Source organism: Leucobacter fengyongliangi (genome assembly GCF_050971685.1).
Classification (GTDB): Bacteria; Actinomycetota; Actinomycetes; order Actinomycetales; family Microbacteriaceae; genus Leucobacter.
In genome coordinates, this window is sequence record NZ_JBPCEU010000003.1 from 1 (window position 1) to 22,390 (window position 22,390).

The 22,390-nt window shown below is 65.7% G+C and carries 23 protein-coding genes; 5 read left to right on the forward strand and 18 right to left on the reverse strand.

Going from position 1 to position 22,390, the window contains the following annotated elements:
- Positions 1–113: 113 nt before the first annotated feature.
- A complete protein-coding gene (locus ACR0R4_RS02920) occupies positions 114–1,361 on the forward strand; it encodes an IS256 family transposase (protein ID WP_433645844.1) in 1,248 nt (415 codons plus the stop codon).
- A gap of 138 nt (positions 1,362–1,499) precedes the next feature.
- On the opposite strand, the gene ACR0R4_RS02925 is transcribed toward ACR0R4_RS02920, so the two are convergent.
- The 4 genes from ACR0R4_RS02925 to ACR0R4_RS02940 all read right to left on the reverse strand — a co-directional run bounded on the left by ACR0R4_RS02925 (position 1,500) and on the right by ACR0R4_RS02940 (position 3,038).
- The gene (locus ACR0R4_RS02925; protein WP_433645845.1) at positions 1,500–1,733 is read right to left on the reverse strand and encodes a type II toxin-antitoxin system ParD family antitoxin; all 234 of its coding nucleotides are present in this window, start codon (positions 1,731–1,733) and stop codon (positions 1,500–1,502) included.
- Positions 1,734–1,839: 106 nt separating this feature from the next.
- A complete protein-coding gene (locus tag ACR0R4_RS02930; RefSeq protein ID WP_433645846.1) occupies positions 1,840–2,529 on the reverse strand; it encodes an SDR family oxidoreductase in 690 nt (229 codons plus the stop codon).
- A gap of 9 nt (positions 2,530–2,538) precedes the next feature.
- Complete coding sequence (locus ACR0R4_RS02935) at positions 2,539–2,793, reverse strand: type II toxin-antitoxin system RelE family toxin (protein WP_433645847.1); 255 nt, start codon at positions 2,791–2,793, stop codon at positions 2,539–2,541.
- Positions 2,790–3,038 (reverse strand): type II toxin-antitoxin system Phd/YefM family antitoxin, encoded by a 249-nt coding sequence (locus tag ACR0R4_RS02940; protein WP_433645848.1) that lies wholly within the window; start codon positions 3,036–3,038, stop codon positions 2,790–2,792. The genes ACR0R4_RS02935 and ACR0R4_RS02940 overlap by 4 nt, the downstream gene beginning before the upstream one ends.
- 217 nt (positions 3,039–3,255) lie before the next feature.
- Here ACR0R4_RS02940 and ACR0R4_RS02945 point away from each other — a divergent pair, with 217 nt between their 5' ends.
- Positions 3,256–4,545: a hypothetical protein gene (locus ACR0R4_RS02945; protein ID WP_433645849.1), complete on the forward strand. Its 1,290-nt coding sequence runs from the start codon at positions 3,256–3,258 to the stop codon at positions 4,543–4,545.
- A 52-nt stretch (positions 4,546–4,597) separates the two neighbouring features.
- Here ACR0R4_RS02945 and mutM read toward each other — a convergent pair whose 3' ends face one another.
- From mutM to ACR0R4_RS02980, 7 genes are all read right to left on the reverse strand, one after another.
- Positions 4,598–5,575 carry a bifunctional DNA-formamidopyrimidine glycosylase/DNA-(apurinic or apyrimidinic site) lyase gene (gene mutM, locus ACR0R4_RS02950; RefSeq protein ID WP_433645850.1) on the reverse strand — a complete coding sequence of 326 codons (978 nt, stop codon included), beginning with the start codon at positions 5,573–5,575 and terminating at the stop codon, positions 4,598–4,600.
- 3 nt (positions 5,576–5,578) lie between these two features.
- Complete coding sequence (gene rnc / locus ACR0R4_RS02955; RefSeq protein WP_433646038.1) at positions 5,579–6,274, reverse strand: ribonuclease III; 696 nt, start codon at positions 6,272–6,274, stop codon at positions 5,579–5,581.
- A gap of 109 nt (positions 6,275–6,383) precedes the next feature.
- Complete coding sequence (rpmF, locus tag ACR0R4_RS02960) at positions 6,384–6,587, reverse strand: 50S ribosomal protein L32 (RefSeq protein ID WP_433645851.1); 204 nt, start codon at positions 6,585–6,587, stop codon at positions 6,384–6,386.
- A gap of 13 nt (positions 6,588–6,600) precedes the next feature.
- Positions 6,601–7,143, reverse strand: a complete 543-nt coding sequence (locus tag ACR0R4_RS02965; RefSeq protein WP_433646039.1) for a YceD family protein — start codon at positions 7,141–7,143, stop codon at positions 6,601–6,603.
- A gap of 61 nt (positions 7,144–7,204) precedes the next feature.
- Positions 7,205–8,137, reverse strand: coding sequence for an NYN domain-containing protein (locus tag ACR0R4_RS02970; RefSeq protein ID WP_433645852.1), 933 nt, complete (start codon positions 8,135–8,137; stop codon positions 7,205–7,207).
- A gap of 25 nt (positions 8,138–8,162) precedes the next feature.
- Positions 8,163–8,660 (reverse strand): pantetheine-phosphate adenylyltransferase, encoded by a 498-nt coding sequence (coaD, locus tag ACR0R4_RS02975; protein ID WP_433645853.1) that lies wholly within the window; start codon positions 8,658–8,660, stop codon positions 8,163–8,165.
- A 58-nt stretch (positions 8,661–8,718) separates the two neighbouring features.
- Positions 8,719–11,061: an ATP-dependent DNA helicase RecG gene (locus ACR0R4_RS02980; RefSeq protein ID WP_433645854.1), complete on the reverse strand. Its 2,343-nt coding sequence runs from the start codon at positions 11,059–11,061 to the stop codon at positions 8,719–8,721.
- Between the two features lie 114 nt (positions 11,062–11,175).
- On the opposite strand from ACR0R4_RS02980, the gene rsmD reads away from it, so the two are divergent.
- Positions 11,176–11,748, forward strand: a complete 573-nt coding sequence (rsmD, locus tag ACR0R4_RS02985; RefSeq protein WP_433645855.1) for a 16S rRNA (guanine(966)-N(2))-methyltransferase RsmD — start codon at positions 11,176–11,178, stop codon at positions 11,746–11,748.
- A gap of 389 nt (positions 11,749–12,137) precedes the next feature.
- Here rsmD and ACR0R4_RS02990 read toward each other — a convergent pair whose 3' ends face one another.
- Positions 12,138–13,604, reverse strand: a complete 1,467-nt coding sequence (locus ACR0R4_RS02990; RefSeq protein ID WP_433645856.1) for an NAD-dependent succinate-semialdehyde dehydrogenase — start codon at positions 13,602–13,604, stop codon at positions 12,138–12,140.
- A gap of 74 nt (positions 13,605–13,678) precedes the next feature.
- On the reverse strand, positions 13,679–15,025 hold the full coding sequence (gene gabT, locus ACR0R4_RS02995) for a 4-aminobutyrate--2-oxoglutarate transaminase (protein ID WP_433645857.1): 1,347 nt from the start codon (positions 15,023–15,025) through the stop codon (positions 13,679–13,681).
- 197 nt (positions 15,026–15,222) lie between these two features.
- On the opposite strand from gabT, the gene ACR0R4_RS03000 reads away from it, so the two are divergent.
- Positions 15,223–16,806, forward strand: a complete 1,584-nt coding sequence (locus ACR0R4_RS03000; RefSeq protein WP_433645858.1) for a PucR family transcriptional regulator — start codon at positions 15,223–15,225, stop codon at positions 16,804–16,806.
- Between the two features lie 120 nt (positions 16,807–16,926).
- Here the strand turns inward: ACR0R4_RS03000 and thiL are convergent, their stop codons facing one another.
- A complete protein-coding gene (gene thiL, locus ACR0R4_RS03005) occupies positions 16,927–18,081 on the reverse strand; it encodes a thiamine-phosphate kinase (protein WP_433645859.1) in 1,155 nt (384 codons plus the stop codon).
- A gap of 64 nt (positions 18,082–18,145) precedes the next feature.
- On the opposite strand from thiL, the gene ACR0R4_RS03010 reads away from it, so the two are divergent.
- On the forward strand, positions 18,146–18,628 hold the full coding sequence (locus ACR0R4_RS03010; protein WP_433645860.1) for a DUF3515 family protein: 483 nt from the start codon (positions 18,146–18,148) through the stop codon (positions 18,626–18,628).
- On the opposite strand, the gene ACR0R4_RS03015 is transcribed toward ACR0R4_RS03010, so the two are convergent.
- From ACR0R4_RS03015 to ACR0R4_RS03030, 4 genes are read right to left on the reverse strand one after another with little or no spacing between them, the layout of a single operon-like run.
- The gene (locus tag ACR0R4_RS03015; protein WP_433645861.1) at positions 18,625–19,368 is read right to left on the reverse strand and encodes a gamma-glutamyl-gamma-aminobutyrate hydrolase family protein; all 744 of its coding nucleotides are present in this window, start codon (positions 19,366–19,368) and stop codon (positions 18,625–18,627) included. The two genes, ACR0R4_RS03010 and ACR0R4_RS03015, sit on opposite strands and share 4 nt — an antisense overlap.
- Complete coding sequence (locus tag ACR0R4_RS03020; RefSeq protein ID WP_433645862.1) at positions 19,365–20,486, reverse strand: D-alanine--D-alanine ligase family protein; 1,122 nt, start codon at positions 20,484–20,486, stop codon at positions 19,365–19,367. The genes ACR0R4_RS03015 and ACR0R4_RS03020 overlap by 4 nt, the downstream gene beginning before the upstream one ends.
- Positions 20,483–21,604, reverse strand: a complete 1,122-nt coding sequence (locus ACR0R4_RS03025; protein ID WP_433645863.1) for an NAD(P)H-dependent glycerol-3-phosphate dehydrogenase — start codon at positions 21,602–21,604, stop codon at positions 20,483–20,485. The genes ACR0R4_RS03020 and ACR0R4_RS03025 overlap by 4 nt, the downstream gene beginning before the upstream one ends.
- A complete protein-coding gene (locus tag ACR0R4_RS03030) occupies positions 21,601–22,305 on the reverse strand; it encodes a lysophospholipid acyltransferase family protein (protein ID WP_433645864.1) in 705 nt (234 codons plus the stop codon). Before ACR0R4_RS03030 ends, ACR0R4_RS03025 begins: the two co-directional genes overlap by 4 nt.
- Positions 22,306–22,390 lie beyond the last annotated feature (85 nt).

Consider the following 22,390-nt stretch of genomic DNA (forward strand, 5'->3'; position numbering starts at 1 on the left):
AGTAGTGCCCCGTAGAGTGGTGTAACGCGCCCCGGCCCGCTGAAAGACCAGCGTGGCCACCGGGGACACCTTCGAGAAGCCTTCTAACTCTCACTCGAAAGGGCATCGCACCGATGACCACTGCCTCTATTGTCGACCCTGCCAGCGTCCTCACCCAAGCCCTGAGCGACGCGTCGCCCGATCTGATGCGCACCCTGCTGCAAACCATGATCAACACCCTCCTCTCAGCCGAAGCAGACGCTATCTGCGGCGCCGAATACGGCAAGCCCTCACCCGAGCGCACCAACTCTCGCAACGGTTACCGGGCCCGTGACCTCGATACCCGAGTGGGAACGATCGATGTGCGAGTCCCGAAACTGCGGCAGGGCACCTATTTCCCCGAGTGGCTCCTGGAACGCCGCAAGCGTTCAGAGTCAGCGATGATCACCGTCGTCGCTGATGCCTACCTCGCCGGCGTCTCTACACGCCGCATGGACAAACTCGTCAAGACCCTCGGCATTCACTCACTCTCGAAATCACAGGTTTCCCGCATGGCGGGCGAGCTGGACGAGCATGTACACGAGTTCCGCACCCGCCCGTTGGGCGAGGCAGGACCGTTCACATTCGTCGCGTGTGACGCTCTCACCATGAAGGTCCGCGAAGGCGGTCGCGTCGTGAGTACCGTCGTGCTCGTCGCGACCGGCGTCAACCATGACGGGCATCGCGAGGTACTCGGTGTGCAGGTATCGACCAGCGAGACCGCGATGGCATGGAACATGTTCTTCGCGGACCTCGTCGCGCGCGGCCTCACCGGGGTCAAGCTCATCACCTCTGACGCGCACGCGGGCCTCGTGGAAGCCATGCGCGCGAACTTCCCCGGGACGTCATGGCAGCGTTGCCGCACCCATTACGCGGCGAACCTGATGACGGTGTGCCCGAAATCGATGTGGCCGGCAGTGAAAGCGATGCTGCATTCCGTCTACGATCAGCCCGATGCCCCGAGCGTCGAGGCTCAGTTCGACAGGCTCCTGGATTACGTGGCCGAGAAACTTCCCGATGTGCACGCACACCTCGATGCTGCCCGGGCTGACATTCTCGCGTTCGCTGAGTACCCGAAGGACGTGTGGCAGCAGATCTGGTCGAACAACCCGAACGAACGGTTGAACCGTGAGATCCGCCGCCGTACTGACGTGGTCGGGATCTTCCCGAACCGGGCCGCGATCACCCGGCTTGTCGGGGCGGTGCTTGCAGAGCAGTCTGACGAGTGGGCTGAGGGGCGACGATATCTCGGTCTCGAAGTTCTCGCCCGTTGCCGGCTCACCCTGGTGCCAGAGATTTCCGAGGAGGTGATGACGGGGCTACCACTCGCGTTAAGCGCGTAACTCGATCACTTCTTGAAGCGACACCGTTACACCACTCCACGGGACTTGACCCAGTTTGACGGATGTCCCACTGCTTCTGAGTGAAATCCCAGATCGAGGAGAGGTCACGTTGCGCGGCCGGAGTGAGCCGGTAACCGCTCACTGTTTTTTCGCAGTGATGAACGCATCGAAGTCGAAGGCTTCAGGCTTTCCGCTCGCTTCGCCCGCGAGCAGCGCGGCGCGCAGAGCTGACATCTGAGTCTCCTGATCTTCGAGCAGCCGCAATCCCGCGCGAACGACCTCGCTCGCCGATCGGTAGCGCCCCGTTGCCACCTCGCGGGAGAGAAACGCGGAAAAGTGCTCGTCCAGACTGATCGAGGTGTTCGTACCCATGCACCAAATACTGGTAACAACGGCCTGCTGCACAGGTAGGAGATGACGCAATCTGCCCGAGAGTCTTGTGCCAAGGCCGCGGTTGCGACCTCCGGACTCTTGTGGATCAGATACCCGGCCGCATCATCAGCTCGGTGACCTGCGCGTCGCGCGGCAGATCGAGCATCGTGAGGATTCCCGTCACTACCGATTCGGGGTCAATGAACGCCGAGGGGTCGTAGGGTCGCCCCTCTTGTTCGTGCACCTGCGCCTGCATCGGCGTCGCCGTGCGCCCCGGAAAGATTGACGAAACCCGAACGCCGTGCGCGGCCTCCTCGGCGCGCAGCCCGTCGGCGAGCGCCTTCAAGCCGTGCTTCGATGCCGCGTACGCCGACCACTCGGGAGAAGTGCGCAGCCCTGCCCCCGAGTTCACGAAGACCACCTGTCCGCTCGCGCTTCGGAGTGCGGGCAGCAAGATGCGTGTGAGTTCCGCGGGCCCGATGAGGTTGACCCCGAGCTGCCAAGCCCAGGACGCCACCGAGAGCTCATCGACCCGGCCGAGTTCGACGACACCCGCGACGTGGATCAGGGAGTCCAGCCGCTCCGGGAGCTCCTGCCCGCTGAGCGTCTCGGCGATCCGCTCGGGCTCCGCCAGGTCCGCGACGACCGTCGTGGTGCCTGGGAACCGCTCGCGCAGTTCGCGAGCGCGGTCCTCGCTTCGAGCAAGCAGCACGAGGTCGTCGCCGCGATCCACAAGTCGCGAGGCGAGCGCCTCGCCGATCCCTGAGCCGGCACCGGTAATGAAGTGGAGAGCCATGTCCCAACCTTAACGATAGATCTCTTTTCGGTGCCCAAGGCCTACGACGACGACAAGCAGCACTTCGTCTTGAACGGTGTAGATAATCCGATAGTCACCCACGCGAACTCTGATGCCATCGCGGCCGCGCAGACTTGTCGCGCCGGGCGGTCTCGGTTCCTGAGCCAACAGTGCGATCGCGCCTTGAATTCGTTTGCGATCATCAGGGTGAATCTTACGAAGTGCTCGCAGCGCGGCAGGGCGAACTTCGATGCGATAGCTCACACCCAGCCCAACTCTGCTTTCACTTCATCCCAGGGAATGTTGTCCCCCTCTTCTTCCATCGCTGCATCAAACGCAGTGATATCTTCAAGTTCCTCGGCAGCTTCCACGAAACGATCGAACAGTTCCGGCGCAATGATCACCGCTTCCCGTTGGCCACGCTTTTCGATGATTACCGGGTCAGATTGGGCTTGGCGCACAGCGTCAGCAAAATTCTTTCGAGCGTCTGACGAAGCGAGAGTAATCATCCTTAAATTGTACATTTGAACTCCGCAACTGTACAACTGGTTCATTGCAAGCAAGCCACATGCGTTGCCACTCACCGCCGGTGCTAACACCCTGGCAACGAGGCGACGCAACGGGTGGAGCGGTTGGCACTCGAGCTTGAAGAGCTGACGGCATTCCGGCGTGGCGAGTCAGATGACCCAGGGTGACATCTCAGCTCTTGCGAGATAGCGTGCAAGTATGAATACCATTCACATCGGCATGTTTCGACTGTTCGGGGCCCTCGCACTTGCCGGCGCAGTCGGTGTGGCTCCCACCGGTGTGGCAGATCCCGCCATGGCATCGCCCCTGCAGTCGGCAGTAGCAGTGACCGAGTCGCATAGTCACGGTGATCTGGAGGCCGCGATACTCACGGTGACCTCGGGTTATCCCGCTGACACGTCGCCTTCGGATCCGTTGCTGCCCGACTCTGCTGATCCACTTGACTGGTGCATTACCCAGGAAGTCGACGCTTGCTCTGACATTCGCACGTACTTGGCGGCGAAGCCTCGCTCAACACTGTGGGACCAAGACCGTCACGACGATTTGCTTGCACTCTTCCAGAACCACGCATTCGAGGACGAGACCGACGACGAGCTCCAGAAGTCGTCGCTCGTACCCACCTGCCCTCCGGGCACCGTGTTCGTTGAGGCCTACCAATATCGTGTATCAAGCTTCGGCATCCCGCTCACGGGAGCCTGCAAGGTCATCGGTTCGCCCGACCGCCCCGGCTCGGTCCCTTTGTGGGAAGAGGACGAGTTAGAGGAATTTTCCGAGCAGGCTTCCCCAGAGGATCTCCCAGAGCAAGTCGTGCATGCTTTCGATATTGCAACAGAGTGTTTTGCCACGCTCGGCCTCGACCCAGAAGGCCGCGAAGCCGTGACCATGCAATACTGCCCGGAGGACGCTATCGAAGGCAGCACACTGGATCCATCTCGATCTATTCCGCGGTACGTCGTTCCCGTGCCATCCGATTTTCCAGTACTCATTCATCTGTGTGTGTTGACACATCCGGCGGAAGTCAGTGGATCAGCCGATGCCTGTGACGAGCCCGCGAATGCAGGCGAGGCCAACATTTCCACCGCTTCGTTGTTAACTGCAGCCAGCCCTGGAGAGCTGGTTGATGGGGACGGCTTGGTAGCACTGAACGGCACAATTCTGGACACGGAACTTGAGGTTCAAGATGGACACGCGCATGTGGCATTGCCAGCGCTAGGGCTTGGGGTGCATCACGTGCAGGTTGAATTCACTGCTGCTGGCCTCACGACGAGCGTTGAAGTGCTCATTGACGCACAGAACCTCTCGACCAGCGAAAGTGTGCCAGAGGGAGAAATCCTCATCGATTCAGGCGAACCGCCAGAGCCGTCGGAGGGTGACGCGGCAGTAAACTCACCCGTGTTGCTGTATTCGCTCACGGGACTATTCTCGATCGCACTGCTGATCACCCTATGGATGCTCGTCTCAGCGAAGGTCGTCGGACGCCGGTATTGAGACCAGCACCGCGGTGTATCCGTCTGACAGGAGCACGAAGCCGTGAACGACTTCATGTTCCCTGCTGCGCACGCTTCCGCTGACACCTCGGGCAAAAGTGCGACGAACGCCCCGCGAGGGTGATCTTGCGGATCGGCGTGCCGCAGCGCGGGCACGGCGCCCCAGTACGCCCGTACGCATTCAGTGAGTGCGCGAAGTACCCCGCCTGCCCGTTCACGTTCACGTACTGCGCGTCGAAGCTTGTGCCACCCTCGGCGAGGGCCTGCGCGAACACCTCGCGCGTCCGCCCGAGCAACTCGCGCGCCTTCCGCACGCTGAGCAGCGACGCCGGGGTTTCGGGGTGCACTCGCGCCCGCCACAGTGCCTCGTCGGCGTAAATGTTGCCGATGCCACTCACCAGGGTCTGGTCGAGCAGCGCGACCTTCACCGCGCTGCGGCGCGCTCGCAGGCCCTGCACGAACGCCGCGTCGTCAAACGCCGGGTCAAGTGGATCGCGCGCAATGTGCAGCGCCTGCCCCGGGATCGCGGCGAGATCCGTGCCAATTCCGCCGGGCTTTCCGTCTGGCGTCGGCACCAGCGCGTCGATCGCAAGCGACCCGAAGAGACGCTGGTCGGCGAAGTCGAGCCGCAGCTCACCGTGCGTGGGGTGCGAGATCCACAGGTGGATCCGCACAAACCGATCGTCGGGTGCCTCGTGCGCGCGCAGCAGCAGCTGGCCGCTCATGCCGAGGTGCGCGAGCAGGGCCTCGCCGGTGCCTGCGAACGGCACCCACAGGAACTTGCCTCGCCGCGCGGGAGCGCCGAGCACCATCCCGGTGAGGCGTCGCTCGAAGTCGGCGGCGCGCAGGGCACCCGATTTGGCATCGAGGCTGACCCCGTGACGCCCGACCCCCGCGGCTTCGGCGCCGCCGAGGGGCAAGTGCCGCTTCAGGGCGCGCGGATCCACCACCTCGACCGCGACGACCCGCGCACCGGTGATCGCCGGCGCGAGGCCCGCACGAACCACCTCGACCTCGGGAAGTTCTGGCACGGGTTATGTGCCCGGCTGCTTGCGTTTCTTCTGAGAACCCGAAGAAGCCGGGGCACCACTGCCGGCGCGCAGCTGCTCAACCGCGTGACGAGCGGCCGCCAGCTCGGCGACCTTCTTGCTTGTGCCGTTGCCCTGACCGGTCACACCAGCGAGTTCGACACGCGCGGTGTACCGACGGTCGTGATCCGGGCCTTCTCCAGTCGTCTCGTAGGGCGGGTGGGGCAGACCGCGTGCGGCCGCCTCTTCCTGCAGAGAAGTCTTCGGATCAAGCGCGACAGTGAAGCGCTCGGGGTCGGCAAGCAGCGGCTCGATGAGGTCGAGCACGAACGCCGAAGCGACCTCCGTGTTCGTCGACAGATAGACCGCACCAATGACCGCCTCAACGGTATCGGCGAGGATCGAGTCCTTCTGCCTGCCGCCGGTGCGCTCTTCTCCGACACCGAGTTTCACCTCGGAGCCGAGCCCGATGCTGCGCGCGACCTCCGCGAGTGCGACGCTCGACACCAGGGCCGCACGACGCTTGGCGAGCTCGCCCTCGCTGAGTTCGGGATAGTCGGTGTAGAGCTTCACCGTGACCGCCTGGCCCAGGATCGCATCACCCAGGAACTCGAGTCGCTCGTTATGCGGCGCGCCGCCGTGCTCGTAGGCCCACGAGCGGTGCGTGAGCGCCAACTCGAGCAATTCGGGGGTCACGGCCACGTCGAACCGCGCAAGAAAGCCGCCGGGGCCGCCCTCAGGCGATCCCGACGGCTCAGCTTGCAGCTGCTCGGTGCCGTGCAGAGTGTGATCTGCGTGCACGCGAGACTGCTTAAACGTCAGCGACCTTGCGGCCCTTGTACTCGAGGAACAACGGGGTGCCGTTTGAATCCTCGACTACGCGGGCGCGGTGCGCCAGGCTGTAGACGGTGCGACCGTTCTCAACGGTCTTGACCAGCTTTGGCGCTTCGGCCTTCCACGCCGAACGGCGGTGGCGGGTGTTCGAGCGCGACATCTTACGCTTGGGAACAGCCATGATGCTCTCTTTCCTACTTGCTTCCAGGATCGGTGTGCCGATCCACGTCATTATTTTCGGCCAGCAAACCGGCCAGCGCCGCCCAACGGGGGTCTAACGGCGCACTGGGCTCGGCTGCAACCTTGGCATCACGCACCTCACCGGACTCGGGGTCGAGCCCCGCGCAGTCCGGGCGACACACAGGCTGGAACGGAAGTGCAAGCACTACCGCGTCTCGGAGCGGGGGTTCAAGATCCACGTGATCACCGTGAACCCCATACTCGTCGGCCTCCGTAGGAGTATACGCGAAAAGTTCTTGGAATTCGACTTCGAACGGAGCGGTGAACTTCTCGAGGCACCGGCCGCACTCCGCGTGCATCGTGGTGGCGACGTGGGCGGAGGCCAAAATGCCCTCGTGCACGGATTCGAGGCGCACCTCGAGGTCGAGCGACTCGCCCGCGGGAATCGTCGCGAGCGCCTCTCCAAACCCCTCTGGTACGGCGAACGTGCGCTCGCGCTCGCGCATCTCGCCCGGGCGGTTCATGATGTCGCGAACGTTCTCTTGGTACTGGCGCATGCTACTCACCGCTTCAGCCTAACCGCTGCCTCCTCGATGCAGCCTGTGTGTGGGGCTGCGGTCAGTGCGCGCCGGGCCTGCGGCGGATGAGGTGCGGGCTGCTGCTCAGGTCGAGTTCGACGATGCCCAGGTAGGCCTTCACGAACTCGGTGAACGAGGAGAAGCCCAGCTCCCGCTCTTGGAACGAGGGATCCATGCGCAGCATCTGGTTCTTCACGTCCGAGGCGCGCTGCCATTCCTCGTCGGTCTTCGTCTCGAGCAGCAGCAGCGCCTTGCGCAGCAGCGGCCCCGGACGACGCCGATGCGCTGCGTCGGACTTTGCGGCCTCTGGCGCTGGGCGATCCACCACCGGCTGCTCGGTGATGTCGGTGTTGACGATCGCTGGCACATCGAGTGGATCTTCCTCGATCTCAGATTCGTCGAGCTCAGTATCTTCGTCGGTGAGCAGCGCGTCATAGTCGGCGTACTCATCGCACGCACCCGCAAGGATGCGGCTCGTGCCCCCGGCCACCCCGATGCCCACGACGTAGCGACCCATGCGGCGCGTCTTCTGCACGAGCGGCACGAAATCCGAATCGCCGGCAACGATCACGACGTGCGTCACATCGTCGAGCACAAACAGGTCTTCCATCGCGTCGACCGCGAGGCGGATGTCGGCCCCGTTCTTGCGCCGCACGCTCAGCGGAAACATTTGCACGAGATCGGCCGCTCTGGCCGTCAGATCACCTCGGTACGAGGCGTTCACCGGGTGCGACCAGTCTGCGTAGGCGCGGCACACGGCGAGCGCCCCAAAGGTCGCCGCATAGTCGAGCACCGCGTCGATGCTCACGTTCGCGGCACGCAGGCGATCCCGCACCTCTGGCGTCATCGCCTCGCGGCCTGCGGCCCCCGGAAAGTCGCGCCGAAACGCCTGCCGCCCGTTGATCTGGTCGTACCGAGAGATCACGATGTTGTCGAAATCAAAGTACACCGCGACCCGCGGTTCGCGCGACATGGACGCGCCGTAGCTGCCGCGCATGCTAGGCGGGACGCGTCGTATCGAGATAGTTGGCGACCGCGTGCGGGACATAGGGTGACACGTCGCCGCCCAGCGCGGCCACCTGCCGCACGAGCGAGCTCGACACGTGCGCATGCCCGGGATCGGGCAGGAGGAAGATCGTCTCGACACCGGCCAGGCTGCGGTTCATCAGCACCATCGGCGTCTCGTATGCCACGTCGATCTGCGAGCGGATGCCCTTCACGAGCACCGTCGCGCCCACCTCGGTGCAGTAATCGACGAGCAGACCCACCGACCACGACGCGACGATGATCTTGCCCTTCGGCATCTCGAGATCGTCGTCAATCGCCTTCTGAATGAGGTTCATACGCTCCGAGATCGGCAGCATCGCGTTCTTGCCGGGATTGTGCACCACCAGCACGTGCACCTGGTCGAAGATTGCGGCGGCCCGACGAATCACGTCAAGATGCCCGAGAGTCACGGGGTCAAACGAACCGGGCACAACGGCGATACTGCTCATGCCCTAAGCCTATGGGGTGCGCCCCGGCGAAGCCCGAAAAACACCTCAGAAGTCGACCCTACGATTTCGCGAGGTTGTCGAGCGACCGCAACTCGGCCTCTCGCTCAAGCGCCTCCCGCAGCAGCGGCGCGGTTTCTAAGTGTGGATCGCGTCGCAGCAGCTCCGCCGCCACTTCCCGCGCGTGCACGATGAGCTCGCCGTGCTCGGCCACCCGCAGCAGCTTCAGCGTGGATCGCCCACCCGACTGCGCCGTGCCCAGAATGTCACCCTCGCGCCGCAGCTCGAGGTCGATCTCGGCGAGGGCGAACCCGTCGGTGGTCGCGGCGACCGCGGCGATCCGCTCGCGCGCGTGACTCCCCTCCTCAGCCCCCGACAGCAAGAGGCACAGCCCCGGGTGCTCCCCACGGCCCACTCGCCCGCGCAGCTGATGCAGTTGTGACACCCCAAACCGGTCGGCATCGCGCACGATCATCATCGAGGCGTTGGGCACGTTCACCCCCACCTCGATCACGGTGGTGGCCACGAGCACGTCGATCTCGCCGGCCGCGAACGCCCGCATCACCCGATCCTTTTCGTCGGGCTTCATCGCACCAGTCAACGCGGCGAGCCGCAGCCCAGCAAAATCGGGGCGCCCGGCGAGCTCTTCGAGGGTCTGCTCGACGCTTGCGAGGGTCTTTGGATCGGGGGTGGATCGCGATCCGCCCCCCGAATCTGGCTCTGGCGCAGGCTCGTCATCGCCCTCTTCCCGCTTGCCCGCGGCGATCGCCGGACACACGACGTACACCTGACGCCCCTTGGCTACCTCCTCAGTGGCGCGCACCCAGGCTCGCTCGGCCCACCCGGGCTTCTCGTGCACCGGCACCGCGAACGTCTCGATCGGTTGCCGGCCCGGAGGCAGGTCGCGCATGGTGGAGGTCTCGAGGTCACCAAAGGCGGTGAGCGCGACCGTGCGCGGGATCGGCGTGGCGGTCATTGCGAGCACGTGCGGCTCGTTGCCCTTCTGGCGCAGGGCCTCTCGCTGCTCCACCCCGAATCGGTGCTGCTCGTCGATCACCGCGAGCCCGAGGTCGTAGAAGGCGACGTGCTCGCTGATGAGCGCGTGGGTGCCGACGACGATGCGCGCCGACCCGCTTGCGATCGCGAGGAGCGCCTTCCGCCGTTGCGCGACGGGCATCTTGCTCGTGAGGAGCACGGGGTGGAGCTTTTCGGTGAGCGCAGGTCCGAGCGACTCGATAACACTCCGGAAGTGCTGCCCGGCGAGCACCTCGGTGGGGGCGAGCATGGCGCTCTGGCCGTCGCCCTCGGCGACCTGGAGCATCGCCCGGAGCGCCACGATTGTCTTTCCCGACCCGACCTCGCCCTGTAGCAATCGGTGCATCGGGTGCGGGCGCGCGAGTTCGCGTGAGATCACGTCGCCCGCCTCGATCTGCCCGGCGGTCAACTCGAACGGCAGCCCGGCGTCGAACATGTCGAGCAGCCCGCCGGAAATCTTGGGACGCCGCGTGCTCGGGGCCTCGCCGAGCCTTCGCCTGCGGTCGAGCAGCCCGAGCTGCAGGTCGAACGCCTCGCGAAAGCGCATGCTGTCTCGCGCCAGTTTCCAGTCAGCGGGGCGCTCCGGGCGGTGGATCAGCTCAAGCGCCACGCCCAACTTGATCGCTGCGCCTGCTTCGCGCACCTCGGGCGGGAGCGGATCCGCCACCGTGAGCTGTGGGTCGAGCGCATCGAGCGCCATCTCGACCGCCTTCTGGATCACCCAGCTCGCGAGCTTCGATGTTGCCGGGTAGATCGGCACCGGGCGCTCGGCGAAGGCAAGGGCTGCGGCCTCGTCGAACTTGTCGGTCGCAACTTCGAGCTGCCCCGGCCGTTCACCCGGTTGCTCGCCGGGGTCATCAAGGGGCCCGGGGGCACCGATGGCACGAGGGGTGCTGGGGCCATCGAGTTCACCCTGTGATCCGCCGGGAAAGCCGTTTGCCGCAGCCTCCTCACGATCGGCAAAGAGTTGATAATCGGGGTTCTGCAACTGCAGCTGACCCTTGTACTCGCTCACCTTGCCCGCGAAAATGCCACGCACCCCAGCGTGCAAATCGCCTGCCCGCCACGGCTGATTGAAAAAGGTGAGCTGCAGCGTGCCCACACCATCAGTGATACGCACCTCGAGTAAGCTGCCACCCCGGCGCTGCATCGTGCGCTGACGCACATCGAGCACCTGGGCCAACACCGTGATGTGCTCGCCGATGGGGAGGCCCACAAGCGGGGTCAGCTCGCCGCGGTTGGAGTAGCGGCGCGGAAAATGCCAGAGCAAATCGCGCACCGTGTGCATGTCGAAGGCCTTCTCCAGGGCCTTCGCGGTGCGCCCACCGACGACGCCATCGAGGCGCGTGTCGAGGGTGATCGTGCTCATGCACCCAGGCTAGCGCCCGGTGCCGACACGCTCACCCATCCCCTAGCCACGGCTACAGCTACAGCTACAGCTACAGCCCGTCTGCCATGCGCCAAGGCCCGATATCCTGGGTGGGTGACCAGAATCATCGCGGGCGTGGCCGGGTCTCTCCGGCTCGAGGTACCAAAATCTGGCACGCGCCCGACCACCGACCGCGTACGCGAGGCGATCTTCTCCACCCTTAGGTCGTGGGGTCTCGACAGTGGATCCCGAGTCCTCGACCTGTATGCCGGCTCGGGGGCCCTCGGTCTCGAGGCTGCGAGCCGCGGTGCCAGCGAGGTCGCGCTCGTCGAGAAGCATCCGCAGTCCGCCCAGGTTGCGGCGCGGAACGCGAAGACCGTAACTGCGGCATTCACCAAGAGTCAGGCCCCCCGAGTTACGGTTGCGCGCCAATCGGTGCAGGCGTTCCTGGAGGGCCTGGATCCACTGGTGAAATGGGATGTCGTGATGCTGGATCCGCCGTATGAGTTGGGTGAGGAGGAACTCACCTCGAATCTCACTGCGGTGGTGCCCCTTCTCGCAGAGGATGCGGTCGTGCTGGTGGAGCGAAGTACGCGCTCGCCCGAGCCGACGTGGCCGGCGGGTCTCGCACGCATCAAGGAGAAGCGTTACGGCGAGACCGCGCTGTGGTGGGCAGAATCTGCTTGATTGCAACGCACAGCGTTGCGCAGATTCTGTCGCCGACAGGCGGCTCGCTCAGGAAAAACGCACCGCGTTTTGCGAGTTCTGCCGCTCTGACTCAGCCACCGTCCACATCGTTCACGCTCGCGTGGACACCCGCGCAGGGTTCCCGCCGTCCGAACCCTGCGCGAGCGTCAGCCGCACAACCACCGACCTCACCGGTCACCCTCGGGTGGACCTCCGCGCACGCTTTCGAGCCTCTGAACCCTGCGCGAGCGTCCACTCGGCGACCACACTCGACCCCGGAAACGCAAAACCGGCCCGCGCCAGCCGAAGCTGACGGGGCCGGTTCGCGCACGGGACGCACGGGGCGCACCGATCGTGCGGATCGTGCGGATCGTGCGACGCGACAATACCTATCGCGGCAGCAGGGTGTACTTCGTCGAGAGGAACTCGTGGATCCCCTCGAAGCCGCCCTCGCGGCCGAGACCCGACTGCTTGATGCCACCGAAGGGGGCCGCAGCGTTCGAGACCAGGCCGGTGTTCAGGCCCATCATGCCGGTCTCGAGCTTCTCAATCATGCGGTGGCCACGGTGGATGTTCTCGGTGAACACGTAGCTGACCAGACCGTACTCGGTGCTGTTTGCAATCTCGACAGCTTCTTCTTCGGTCGAGAAGCGGATGATGCCGAGCACCGGCCCGAAGATCTCTTCGCGCATGATCGCCGACTGCGGGCTGAGGTTGTCGATCACGGTGGGCTGGAAGAAGTGGCCCGGGCCGTCGATGGACTCGCCACCGGTAACGATGGTGGCGCCGGTCTCGACCGCGTCAGCAACGAGGCGCGCGGTGTTAGCCACGGCCTTGTCGTCGACGAGCGCTCCGATGTCGTTGCCCTCTTCCGCGCCACGACCGATGGTCATCTGCGCGACGCGCTCGCCCACGCGACGAGCGAACTCGTCGGCGACCGACTCGTGCACGATGATGCGGTTCGCCGCGGTGCATGCCTGACCGATGTTGCGGAACTTCGCGAGCAGCGCACCCTCGACCGCACGGTCGAGATCGGCGTCTTCGAAGACCACGAACGGGGCGTTGCCGCCGAGCTCCATCGAGGTGCGCAGCACGTTCTGCGCGGCGGCCTCGAGCAGCTTCACGCCGACAGGAGTGGAACCGGTGAACGAGAGCTTGCGCAGACGGGTGTCGCTCAGCAGCGCGCTCGACTGTGCGCTCGACTTCGAGGTCGGCACCACGTTCACGACGCCAGCGGGCAGGCCCGCCTCTTCGAGCAACTGCACGAAGAAGATCGTGGTGAGTGGGGTGAGTGCCGCGGGCTTGATGACCACGGTGCAGCCGGCGGCGAGCGCCGGAGCGATCTTGCGCGTGGCCATCGCGAGCGGGAAGTTCCACGGGGTGATGAAGTAGGTCGGCCCCACCGGAATGTGCGAGACGACCATGTGGCCGGTGCCCTCGGGGTTCTCGCGGTAGTCGCCGCGCACGCGGACGGCTTCCTCGGAGAACCAGCGGAGGAACTCGCCGCCGTAGTTGACCTCGCCGCGAGCCTCGGCGATGGGCTTGCCCATCTCCATGCTCATGAGCAGCGCGAAGTCTTCCTTGCGCTCCATGAGCAGGTCGAAGGCGCGACGCAAGATGTTCGAGCGCACGCGCGACGGGGTTGCGGCCCAGGCATCCTGAGCGGCGACGGCTGCGTCGAGGGCACGCACGGCGTCCTCGACCGTCGCGTCAGCGATCTCCTTGATGGTCTCGCCGGTTGCCGGATCCTGCACGCCGAAGGTCGCGCCGGTTGCGGAGGGCTGCCAGGTGCCGCCGATACCGAGGCCGGACTGGACGCTATCGAGCAGCTCTTGCTCGTTGGGCTTCAGTGCCATGAGTCGTTTCCTTTCGTGAGCGGGGCTCGAACGTGCGCCGTTCGAGCCCCGCAATTCAGTTGATCAGAGGTGGATCAGGCCGAGGCCTTGAGCGCATCTGCCACGACCTGCAGGCCTTCGCGCAGCAGTTCGTCGCCGATCGACAACGGGGGCAGGAAGCGGATCACGTTGCCGTAGGTGCCGCAGGTGAGGAGGATGACACCCTGCTCGCCGGCAAACTTGGCGATCGCGCTGGTCAGCGCGGCGTTCGGATTGGTGCTGCCGGACTCAACGAGCTCGACCGCCTTCATCGCGCCGCGCCCACGGATGTCTCCGATACGATCGTCGCTCTTCTGCAGCTCGGTGAAGAACTCGTCAATGATCGCGCCGATCTCGCGCGCACGCTCCGCAAGGTTCTCGGCCTGGTAGGTCTCGATCGTGGCGAGCGCAGCCGCGCAGGCGATGGGGCTGCCCGCATAGGTTCCACCCAGGCCACCGGCGTGAGCGGAATCCATGATCTCGGCCCGACCGGTAACTGCCGACAACGGGAGTCCGCCCGCAATGCCCTTCGCCGTGGTCACGAGGTCTGCGACGACACCCTCGTGGTTCGCGGCGAAGAGATCGCCGGTGCGGGCGAAGCCGGTCTGCACCTCATCGAGGATGAAGACGACGTTGTTCTTGGTTGCCCACTCGCTCAACGCGGGAAGGAAGCCCTCGGCGGGAGCGATGAAGCCGCCCTCGCCCTGGATGGGCTCAATGATGATCGCGGCAAGGTTCGATGCTCCGACCTGCTTTTCGATCTGTGTCAGTGCGATCGCGGCGGCCTCAGCACCCGTGAGCCCGTCACGGTACGGGTACGAGGTCGGAACCCGGTACACCTCGGGAGCAAACGGGCCAAAGCCATCCTTGTAGGGAATGTTCTTGGCGGTCATGCCCATGGTGAGGTTGGTGCGACCGTGGTACGCGTGGTCGAAGACGACCACTGCGTTGCGCTTGGTGTAGTGGCGTGCGATCTTGATCGCGTTCTCGACGGCCTCGGCACCCGAGTTGAACAGCGCGGAACGCTTCTCGTGATCGCCGGGGATCAATTCGTTGAGCTTCTCGGCGACCGCGACGTATCCCTCGTACGGGGTGACGGTGAAGCACGTGTGGGTGAACTGCTGCACCTGATTCACCACTGCTTCGACCACCGCGGGAGCCGAGTTGCCGACGCCCGTGACCGCAATGCCCGAGCCCAGATCGATGAGCGAGTTGCCGTCGGCATCGACCATGACGCCACCGCCGGCAGCCACGATAGAGACGGGCAGCGCCACGCCCACGCCTGAGGCAACGGCCGCGTTCTTGCGTGCCGTGAGCTCCTGTGACTTGGGGCCGGGGATAGCAGTGACAAGCTTGCGCTCCTGTGGCAGCGAGGGGCCGCCCTGAAGAGTGACATCTGACATCGAAACTTCTCCTTCTGGTGTGCGCTGCCGGAGCAGTCGCGATGGTTCGATCCCTAGCACCAACGCCGGTGGATCCTGCACCCAGCATAGGCTCGCAGCCACCGCCAACAATTTGCCACTATGGTGATTTCCAGAGGTAAGTTTCGCCACTCTGGCAAGCATGACTCTCGGGCAGACCCAACCCAATGGAGGTATCGGTGAACACCCCCTCACTCCCACTGCACCCCACGATCGAGCTGGGCACGCTCATCCGCCAATACCCGCTTGGGCTAGTGCTCATCGCGGGCAGTTCTGAGCAGGCATCAGAGGCAACTGCCGAGCTCCCCGTGCAGTGGGTGCATGGCAGCGACATGCACGATCCCACCCCCTTCCTGACTCCGCGCACGGTTCTCCTCACGACCGGCAACCAGTTTTCCGCGAGCCTCACCACCGAACAGGCAGATGCCTACGTCGAGCGTCTGCAGTCGGCGGGTGTCGCCGCGCTCGGTTTTGGTGTGGGCATCGTGTGGGAGCGCACCCCACCTCTGCTGATCGAGGCCTGCGAGAAGCTCCGTCTCCCGCTGTTTCGCGTGCCCTACGAGACCCCGTTCATCGCCATCGTGCAGACCGCGGCCAGGCTCCTCGACGCGCAGTCTCACGCACGCGATGCCTGGGCACTCGAATCGCAACGCGCCGTGGCAAGCGCGGCACTGCAGCGCGACGGCATCGCCGCGGCGGTGCGCGAAGCCGCAGCCCGCCTCGGCAGGTGGGTCGCCATCGCCGACCGCACCGGCAGGCTGATCGACTTCGCGCCGCGCACTGAGCGAAATTCGGCACAGGCCGAGTGGATCCGCCGAGAGTCGCGCGACCTGATCGAACGCGGCACTCGCGCCAGTCGAGTGAGGAGCCTAGGCGACGTGCCGATCCACTTACAAACCCTCGGTCGCAGCGGGCACCTGCTGGGAGTGCTCGTGACCCCGGCGAGCACGACCCCCGACCACGCCGAGCGCACCCTGATTGGGCTCGTGGCATCGCTCGCGACGGTGCAACTGGAGCACCGCACGGGGCTCGGTGAGGCCGAGGTGGCGCTGCGGTCAGCCGTCGTGCAGCTGCTGCTCGCGGGCGAGACCGAGCTCGCCGAACGGGTCGCACGCGGGGTGCTCTCGCGCCTCCCCCGGGGCCGGGTGGCGGCGGTGCGTATCGACCGCGTTGCCGACTTCGGAGCGAAACTCACCGAAGACCTGCGCTCGCTCGCCGGCAGCAGCGCGGGGCTCCTCACGGCACCCTTCGGCGTGGGAGCGGTGCTGATCTGCGACGCGACGCTCGTCGCGTCCGTGCGTCGCGTGCTGGTGGATCACCATGTGCCCGCAGGGGTAAGCACCCGCGGGTCACTCGACGACCTGGCCGAACTCATCGAACAGGCCGAACTCGCACTTGAACGCGCGAAGGCGCCAGGCAAGGCGGGCGAGACCACCCCGGGCCCAGTCGACTATCAACCGAGCATGCACGCGGGGTTGTTCGACCTGCTCGCGGCCGAGCCGGAGGCGCGACGACGTGCACTCGGGCTACTCGCCCCGCTCCGCCAGCACGATCAGCGGCACGGTGACGCGATCGCGCACAGCCTCGAGGTGTGGCTCGCTCACCACGGTCAGACCAGCCCCGCCGCCGCCGCGTTGGGGGTGCACCGGCACACGCTGCGCGCGCGCATGCAGACCGCCGCGAGTTTGGTGGAGCGCGATCTGGATGACCCGGGCACTCGTGCGGAGCTGTGGGCCGCGCTGCGGCTCGCCGCGGGTTCCTGAGCCGGCACCGCACACAGAGACATCGACACCGCATGCTGGCAGCCCCGTCGCGGCGTCAAGACGCAGCATCAAGACCCCGGGTGGGCGACTGTGGCCCCTTCCCACGGGACGAAGGAGCCACTAGCGCCCACCCCCGAGGGGCGGGGCCTCGACACTGGGGTCCCAGCCCCTCGAGGGCGAGGCCCCGATGACGTAGGGGTCCCATCCGCGCGGCTCATACGGTGATCCACCGACCAGTAGCGGGCCCTCACTACACGTCGCAACCACCTCGCCGATCACGCGAAACCCCTCAGGAATTTCCGCGGTCGCCACGGTCGGGAACGTGGCGAGCAGCCCGTGATCCTCGCCACCCGTGAGCATCGCCTCAAGCGACACGATCTCACCGCGCTGCAGGCCGAAGTGCGTCGCGAGCAGGTTCGCGTCGAGTGCCAGGGTGACCCCACTCGCGCGCGCGAGCCTGGCCGCATCGAGCGACAGCCCGTCTGACACGTCGAGCATCGCGGTCGCACCCGCGTTGGCGGCAACGATTCCCAGGTGGATCGGCGGAATCGGTGCCAGGTGCGCCGAGAGGGCAGCTGGGTGTCGCTCGCGCAGCAGGGCAAGCTCCGAGCTCACATCGGGCACTGCGTCACTCGTCTGATTTCGAACAGGATCAGTCGGGGGGCGCTCCGCGAGGCGCACTGCTTCACTCGACTCCGATGCCTCGGCAAGCCCAAACAGGGCAGAGAGGCCGATTCCCGAGAGACCCAGATCCCCCGCGTACGCCACAACGTCGCCGGGTCGCGCGCCGGATCGCAGCACCGGGCTGCGGCCCTCGAGGTCGCCGAGGGCGGTAATCGCCACGGTCACTACCGGCGCGCGGCCCAGATCGCCGCCGACCACACCACACCCGGGGGCGAGATTCTCGCACGCGGCATCGAGGCCCCGTGAGATCTCAGACAGTAGGTCAACCGGAGTCTCTCGCGGGCACGCCAGCGCAACGGTCAGCGCGGTCGGGCGTGCGCCCATTGCGGCGACATCAGACAGGTTCGTCGCGGCGAGCTTCCACCCGAGCTCATAGCCGGAGTGCCAGGCGAGCCGGAAGTCGGGCCCCTCGATCATGGTGTCGGTGGTGACCACCGTGTCCCCGCGACTCGAGAGCACCGCGGCATCGTCGCCCGGGCCGACGGTCGCCGAGCGAGCCGGTCGCAGCCGCGCGAGGATCGCCGCCAGCGCCCCCGATTCGCCGATCTCGCCAACGGTCTGGCCGTGATCCACTGTCTGCCGCTCACCCATGCCCACCAACCTACCGTCGCAGAGGCGAGGCCAGCCCCCAGGCACCCGGCGATAAGCTAGAGCCGTGTCGATTCGTCTACGTGCCCTCGCCGTCGGAGCTGCCACGCTGATCCTCGCGGGCACACTCACCGGATGCTCGGGCATCGTGCCCATGGACCCGGCGCCCGACGCGAACGACCCCGCGTGTGCCGATGTCATCGTGCGCCTTCCCGATACGGTCGCCGATCTCGAGCGGCGCACCACGAACGCCCAGTCCACCGGGGCGTGGGGCGATCCCGCTGGCGTGCTGCTGTATTGCGGCATCGAGCCGACGGGCCCCACCACCGACGACTGCGTCAACGTCAGCGGGGTCGACTGGGTCATCAACCGAGACAACGCGCCGCTCTACAAGTTCGAGGCCTACGGTCGCAGCCCGGGTCTCGCCGTGATCGTTGACTCCGAGAAGGCCAGTGGCACCGAGACGGTAGTGGATCTCGGCGCGGTCGCGAAGCTGCTTCCGCAGACCAGGCAGTGCACGAGCCTCACCGATACGCTCGACTTCGACTAGCCTTCGAGCGAGTCCTCGCGCACCGCGGCAGAGAATCCGTCAAAGAACCGTTCGAGTGCTATCGGATCGCCCTGCGCCTCCTCGGGATGCCACTGCAGCCCGACGATCCAGCGATCGATTCCTTCCGTCGCTTCGACCACCCCGTCGTCGGCTCGGGCGGCGACGCGGAGACCCTCGCCGAGGCGATCCACTGCTTGATGGTGCCCCGTACGCACCGTGACCCGCTCCTCACCGAACAGCTCAGCCACCCGCGTCTCGGCTTCGAGCGCGACATCGTGATCGGTCCACGGGTCGCCGACGACCTCGCGATTATGCAGGCCCGGGCCGAGATCTTGCACGAGTGAGCCGCCGAAGGCGACGTTGATGACCTGAGACCCTCTGCAAATCCCGAGCACCGGGGTGCCCGCTTCCGAGGCACGGCGCACGAGTTCGATCTCGAAACGATCCGCGGCGGCATCGACGTAGTAGAGGTTGTCGACCAGGGCAGCCTGACCGTACACCTCGGGTGCGACATCACCGCCGCCCAACACGATCAGTCCCGAGACTCCCGCGAGCGCCTCAGCGGGCGCGACACCCGGCTCTGCCGCGTCGATGATGCGCACCGACAGGCCGCGCTCGCGCAGCAGCCCACTGACGCGCTCGGCAGAGTCGGTGAGCCCCTGTCGAAACCCCTCGGGCATACCCGCTCCACCGTGCACGTAGGAGACGAGTACCTCGGTGCCGGGCTTTTCGCCACTCATCGCGTGCGCCGTTCGAGTGCGAGCTCGATGAGTTCGGTGATGAGCGCCGTGTAACCCATTCCCGATTCCTCCCACAGCCGCGGGTACATCGAGATGGGAGTGAAACCGGGCAGCGTGTTGATCTCGTTCAAGACCGGGCCTGCTTCGGTGAGGAAGAAGTCGATGCGGGCAAGCCCCGCACACTGGGTCACCTCGAAGGCGCGCACGGCGGCATCGCGGATCGCGTGAAACTCCCCGTCGGTCACCTTCGCGGGCAGTGCGAGTTCGATTCCCGCTGCCCCCAGGTACTTCGCCTCGTAGTCGTAGAAGTCACGGCCGGTGAACACGATCTCGCCGATGACCGCGCTCGTGCGCGGCAGCGCGCCGTCTCGGCCCTGCAACACCCCGATCTCGACCTCACGCCCGGCAACCCCCGACTCCACGAGCACCACGCGGTCCTCCGCGAAGGCGAGCTCGAGGGCCGGGCCCAGGCCGCTCGGCTCGGTGACGCGGCTCACACCGACGCTCGACCCCGCTCGGTTCGGCTTCACAAAGAGCGGGTAGGTGAGGCCATCGGCGAGACTGTCTGCGAGATAGGGATCACGCTCCAACTGCTCGCGCGTTACCATCCGCCACGGCGCCACGGCGATGCCTGCGTCGGCGAGCACGGTCTTCACCGCGTGCTTGTCCATGCACAGCGCAGAGCCGAGCACACCGCTTCCGACGTAGGGAAGGTCGACCAGCTCGAGCATGCCCTGCACGGTGCCATCCTCGCCAAATGTGCCGTGCAGCATGGGCAGCACGACGTCGACGTGACCGAGCGAACGCAGGTGCCCGTCTTGCTCGATGACGGTGAGGGTGCTCGTCTCGGTCGACGCAGGCCAGAGCACCCGGGTGCCATTTTCGGGAACCTCGGGCAACGCGCCCGCCTCCAGCCGGTAGCTCGACAGCTCTTCCTCGCCGAGCAGCACCGTCGCCCCGCGCTTGGAGATACCGACCGGGATCACGTCAAACCGCGAACGATCGATGGATCGCAGCACCCCGGCAGCGGTAACACAGCTGATCTCGTGTTCGCTGGAGCGGCCGCCGAACAGCAACACGACGGTGCGCTTCTTGGGCCACAGGTCTTCTGCGCTCACGCGGGGGTTCCCTTCAATCGGTCAACAAATCGGCGCCAGGCGCCCGGCTTCTCGCCGCCGAGGCTCAGCTCGGGCTTGGGCACGTCGTCTTCGGTGGCAAGGTGAGGCCCCAGGTCTTTCGGTGCCATGGTGCCGCTGAGCACCATCTGCACCTGCTCGACGATCGGCATCGGCACCCCGCGCTCATGCGCGAGCTCGAGCACCGAGGCCACCGACGTGATGCCCTCGGCGGTCTGCTGCATCTGCTGCTTCGTTTCTTCGAGCGAAAAGCCCTGCCCGATTAATCGCCCCGCGGTGTTGTTGCGCGAGAGCGGCGACTGGCAGGTCGCGATCAGGTCGCCCAGGCCGGCGAGCCCGGCCAGCGTGCTCGGATCCGCCCCCGATGCCACCGCAAATTCCGTCATCTCGGCGAGACCGCGGGTGATAATCGCGGCTTTTGTGTTCTCGCCGTAGCCCACCCCATCGACGATGCCGATGGCCAGCGCGATGAGGTTCTTGAGCACGCCGCCGAGCTCGGTACCCACCACGTCGGTATTCACATACGTGCGAAAGTATTTGGCTGAGCATGCGGTCGCGATCTCGAGCGCCACTTCGATCGATCCGCTCGAGGCCACCGCGCCAGTGGGCTGCTCCTTCGCGATCTCGAGCGCAATGTTCGGGCCCGAGAGCACCCCGATTCGCTCAGGACCGATATCGAGGGTGTCGGCAATCACCTCCGACATGCGCATGGTGGTGGATCGTTCCACCCCCTTCACGAGGCTGACGAGCACGCTGCCGCGTTCGAGATGCGGCTCAATGTCACGGAGATTTTCGCGTAGCGTCTGGCTCGGCACAGCCAAGAATACGAGCTTCGCGCCGCGCAGCGCCTGATCCACCTCGCTGGTCGCCTTCAGCGACTTCGGCAGGTTGATGCCGGGCAGGTACTGCGAGTTGCGCTTGGCAACCTGAATCTCCTGCGCCTGCTCGGGCCTGCGCGCCCACACGGTCACGTCACAACCCGCATCGGCGAGCACCTTCGCGAAGGTGGTACCCCAGCTGCCCGCCCCGATCACGGCAACCTTGCGCCCGCGATTGCGCCGCAGGTTCGCGGTGACGATATCGATGGGACGGGTCGTCAAAAGCGCCCCGTTTCGCTCTGCTGGTGCTTGCCCGGATTCCAGCGCTCTGTGGGCGGTTCTTCCCCGCGCAGTCCCGCGAGAAGCCTGGTGATCTCGGTCATCAACACCTCGGTGGCCTCGGTGACCGTCTTCTGATCGATCTCGCGACCCTGAAAACGAGAGAGGTCGAGGGGCTTGCCCACCGCGACGTGAATGGTCTTCCGCGGGATGGGGTGGATCCGCTTCGCGTACCTTGGCATCAGCTCTTGCGTGCCCCAGTGCGCCATCGGGATCACTGGGATTCCAGATTCGAGCGCCAGGCGGATCGCCCCGGTCTTTCCGCGCATCGGCCACAGGTCCGGATCGCGAGTGAGGGAACCCTCGGGATACACAATCACCCCGGAGTTATTGCGGATCAATTCCCCGGCCGCGCCCAACGCGCTCGCACCCGCAGGCCCCACACGCTCTACCGGCACCTGTCCGGTGGAACGGAACACCCACCCAATGAGCGGATTTCGAAAGAGGCTCGCCTTGGCCATGAACCTCGGGAGTCGACCGAGATGCCACACGCCCGCACCGACCGCGATGGGGTCGATTTCGCTGTAGTGATTCGGCGACAGGATGAACGGCCCGGTGTTGGGTAATTGTGAATCGGGGGTAAAACGATACCGCACCATGCACGACCAGGCCGGCAGAATGAGCGAAGCCAGCACCCAGAACATGCTGGGGCGCCGTTTCTCAGCAGAGGAGCGGCTTCGTATTTTTACGGTGTCACGCATAGTCTCATCTTCCCAGAATCTGCGTGCA

Coding starts and splice junctions, on each gene's coding strand:
- ACR0R4_RS02970 (WP_433645852.1), bottom strand. CDS start 8,137: ATGTCGCGCGAACCGCGGGTCGCGGTGTACTTTGATTTCGACAACATC.
- ACR0R4_RS02945 (WP_433645849.1), top strand. CDS start 3,256: ATGAATACCATTCACATCGGCATGTTTCGACTGTTCGGGGCCCTCGCA.
- ACR0R4_RS02980 (WP_433645854.1), bottom strand. CDS start 11,061: ATGAGCACGATCACCCTCGACACGCGCCTCGATGGCGTCGTCGGTGGG.
- ACR0R4_RS02930 (WP_433645846.1), bottom strand. CDS start 2,529: ATGGCTCTCCACTTCATTACCGGTGCCGGCTCAGGGATCGGCGAGGCG.
- ACR0R4_RS02965 (WP_433646039.1), bottom strand. CDS start 7,143: ATGCGCCAGTACCAAGAGAACGTTCGCGACATCATGAACCGCCCGGGC.
- ACR0R4_RS02990 (WP_433645856.1), bottom strand. CDS start 13,604: ATGGCACTGAAGCCCAACGAGCAAGAGCTGCTCGATAGCGTCCAGTCC.
- thiL (WP_433645859.1), bottom strand. CDS start 18,081: ATGGGTGAGCGGCAGACAGTGGATCACGGCCAGACCGTTGGCGAGATC.
- gabT (WP_433645857.1), bottom strand. CDS start 15,025: ATGTCAGATGTCACTCTTCAGGGCGGCCCCTCGCTGCCACAGGAGCGC.
- ACR0R4_RS02925 (WP_433645845.1), bottom strand. CDS start 1,733: ATGGGTACGAACACCTCGATCAGTCTGGACGAGCACTTTTCCGCGTTT.
- coaD (WP_433645853.1), bottom strand. CDS start 8,660: ATGAGCAGTATCGCCGTTGTGCCCGGTTCGTTTGACCCCGTGACTCTC.
- ACR0R4_RS03030 (WP_433645864.1), bottom strand. CDS start 22,305: ATGTTCTGGGTGCTGGCTTCGCTCATTCTGCCGGCCTGGTCGTGCATG.
- ACR0R4_RS02920 (WP_433645844.1), top strand. CDS start 114: ATGACCACTGCCTCTATTGTCGACCCTGCCAGCGTCCTCACCCAAGCC.
- rpmF (WP_433645851.1), bottom strand. CDS start 6,587: ATGGCTGTTCCCAAGCGTAAGATGTCGCGCTCGAACACCCGCCACCGC.
- ACR0R4_RS02940 (WP_433645848.1), bottom strand. CDS start 3,038: ATGATTACTCTCGCTTCGTCAGACGCTCGAAAGAATTTTGCTGACGCT.
- ACR0R4_RS03015 (WP_433645861.1), bottom strand. CDS start 19,368: ATGAGTGGCGAAAAGCCCGGCACCGAGGTACTCGTCTCCTACGTGCAC.